This is a genomic window from Streptomyces sp. NPDC017943, from assembly GCF_044328425.1.
Lineage (GTDB): Bacteria > Actinomycetota > Actinomycetes > Streptomycetales > Streptomycetaceae > Streptomyces > Streptomyces djakartensis_A.
Genome location: NZ_JBIRHH010000018.1, coordinates 30,207 through 32,992, shown reverse-complemented (window position 1 = coordinate 32,992; position 2,786 = coordinate 30,207). Strand labels below are relative to the sequence as shown.

The window sequence follows — 2,786 nt, the reverse complement described above, 5'->3', positions numbered from 1 at the left end:
GAGACGACACTCGGGCCCTCGGCCTGCACGGACTCAACTCACGGCATGAAGACGGGCCACCGACTCCGTCGGCGGCCCGTCACGAAACTTCGAGGCTAGACCGTCTGCCAGGGCGGATAGTCCGCGGGCAGGGCCCGCCACTTCACGCCGTTGTCGACGAGATAGCGAATGGCGTCGCCGGTGTCGCGCCGTGGCCACTTCTCCGGCCGGCCGCCCGTTTTGGTCTGGCAGGCCGGCCGGGGAAGCAGCGGTTCGATCAGCGCCCACTCCGCGACAGAGGTGTCGGAGGGATAGCGGCGCCGGCGGGTCGTCGAAGCTGGTGTGGGAGGAGGTCCGGGGTCATTTGGAGAGCTGGGCGAGAGTGGCGCGAACACCGGTGAGCTGGGCGGATGCGGGATGAGCCCACTCGTCGTCGGGATGCCGTGCCAGGTGCGGGTCGAGTGTCCCCGTGATCAACCGGGTGAGGCGGCCCAGGACGAGGCGGAACTGCTTCTTCTCGTATTCAATCCAGTCGGCCGATTCCTCGGAGAAGGGATAGCCGTCCTTGCGGCGCCAGATGATCGGGGTCAGGTGCTTCTAGGCTCCGACGTCGCGCAGGTGACGGACTCCCCGGGCGACCTGCGACTGGGACAGACGAGTGGCTGCTACCAATTGCTTGGTCTGCAGTCCTGATGGTCTGGCTTCCATGAGCGAGACGCGGACCAGGTCGCCGTAGTGCACGGACAACGGCCGGGCCTGACTGCGACCGCGGGTGCGGCGGACACCGCCTTCACTCGCCTTTGAGGAGCTGGGCGAGCTGCTCGTCCAGGGTGACCATGCCTGTCTCCAGCGCGGGCTCCAGCCAGTCGACGGCACCCCGGACCCTGGCGATCGAACGACGGATCGTCTCGCGTTCGTCGTCACTGAACTCCTGGCCCCGCAGCCGCGGAACGAGCCAGCCCAGCGTGGCGACGTACTGGTGGGCGGAGCCGACCAGGTCGAGGTATTCCATGGCGTGCTCGATCTTGCGGACCGAGGGCATGCGTTCGCGGATCTGCTCGCGGGCCTGTTCGGAGTTGTCGAACTGGGCCCGGTTGACGGTGAAACGGACGTCGTCGTTGCGCATCGCCTGCCGGGCGACGCGGGGACGTTGCAGCAGTTCGGAGGTGACCGATGTGGCGACCTCGTCGTCGCGGGTGAGTTCCTTGACGACCCTGACCCGCTCGGCGGCCGACATGCTCTGGGCGGTTACGGGACGGGCGAGCAGAGAGGCCGTCACCTGTTCGGCGACACAGTCGTCACGGGTCAGGTCCTTGACCGCCCGGACCTTTTCCTCGGCCGAGACCGGATTGTCGACCTGCTGCCCGACCAGGGCCGATCTATGCAGCTCGACCCCGACCGTCCACTGACGCCGGCAGACCGGGCAGAACGCTCTCTGCCCCGCTGCATCTCCGCCACCCACCGACGGTCGTGCTGCAAGGCTCGCTACCCTCTTGACCTGCGCCTACCCGAACAGAACACCGCTGCCGCCGACATCGTCGGCGGCAGCGGCACCCCACACTCCGGGCAATACCGCCGCACCACCCCGCCCGAGCCCATAGCGCCAGCATCACGGCGCTCAAGCGCCACGACCAGGTATTCCAATCAGACACCTACCCCGGTCCGCAGAATTCGCGCCTGTCAGCTCCCCCTTTTCAGGCTCGCATGTTCACGGAGTCGATCGCGCAGCAGGACCAGTCCAGCTCGCCGCGGATCCCGAGTTCGTCCAGGACCAGACGGTGGAGCTTGGCCCACCCCCGGGCCTTCGACCACTCTGTGAACCGCCGGTGAGCTGTGGCCCCCGACAGCCCGAACGAAGCGGACGGCAACTGCTGCCAGGTGCAGCCCGACGTCGCGACGAACACGTTCGCGGCCAGCACTTCCCTGTCTCCGTGCTGGCGCCGGCCGCCGCCCTGCGGACGAGTCGGCGTTTCCGGCACCACCCGCTGGAACAACTCCCACAGCTCGTCCGACACAACCGCTCAACGATCCCCACGGCCACAGGTTATCGAACGGACAAATGAGATGACCTGCTATATTCCACAGTTGGTTCTCAACGCCGACCTCTGCGTTCTCTCCCAAATCTACTGGCCCCCAGATCACGCTGACCGGCGATATTGCGAGAATCGAAGCGCTGACCGGCCGCATGACCGTTTGCGCGCACCGCGATGCGGAATCCCGCCGCTGGCATCCGGACGGGGCGTCGCCGAGTACGGCGGACATCGAGCCACCAGCTGCGTCGCGCGGAAGCGGGTTGCGCAGCCACGTGAGCTGGGCACTTTCTGTTCTGATCACCCGCCGGCATGTCAAAGGGCTTGTCAGAGTCGGTTGGAACTCTCGTTTGGTTTCTACCCTCGCGCGGCACCACCGTGCGACATGACCGCCACCTCATGCGAGGCAGCGGTCTTTCGCATGTCAACTCCGCTGAGGGTTCTCGGTGTGAGAAATCTCGCCTATCGTCTGCGCTTTTTTGGGGAGGGCTTAATCGAGGTTCGAGAGCCGTGGCCGGGGCTGCCGCTTTCCATGTCGATGTCCATGTCAGCTTGCCCGAACCCGGGGGTTTCCGACGCCGCCACAGCAGAAAAGGAGGGTGTTCCCGGAGACGGCTGATACCCCGAGTAGTCATCCGACGGAGCCCAGGTCGACTTTCGCTTCCCCACCCTGACAGCCGCCGACGTTGAAGGCTGACCACCGGGAGGCGCATAAATATGGAATGCATCAGCCGGGAGCAGAGCCGACGGATACGGATTGGGCGAGGCACTCGGGAG

General features: G+C 66.1%; 1 protein-coding gene and 2 pseudogenes. All 3 read right to left on the bottom strand.

Annotated features, from left to right (window positions below; translation table 11 throughout):
• Positions 1–98: 98 nt before the first annotated feature.
• Positions 99–260: pseudogene (locus ACH4C6_RS33945) on the bottom strand (transposase); the annotation flags it as partial.
• Positions 261–769: 509 nt separating this feature from the next.
• Positions 770–1,441: a DUF6192 family protein gene (locus ACH4C6_RS33940; RefSeq protein WP_398112523.1), complete on the bottom strand. Its 672-nt coding sequence runs from the start codon at positions 1,439–1,441 to the stop codon at positions 770–772.
• Positions 1,442–1,630: 189 nt separating this feature from the next.
• A pseudogene (locus ACH4C6_RS33935) lies at positions 1,631–1,994 on the bottom strand (transposase); the annotation flags it as partial.
• Positions 1,995–2,786: the final 792 nt, after the last annotated feature.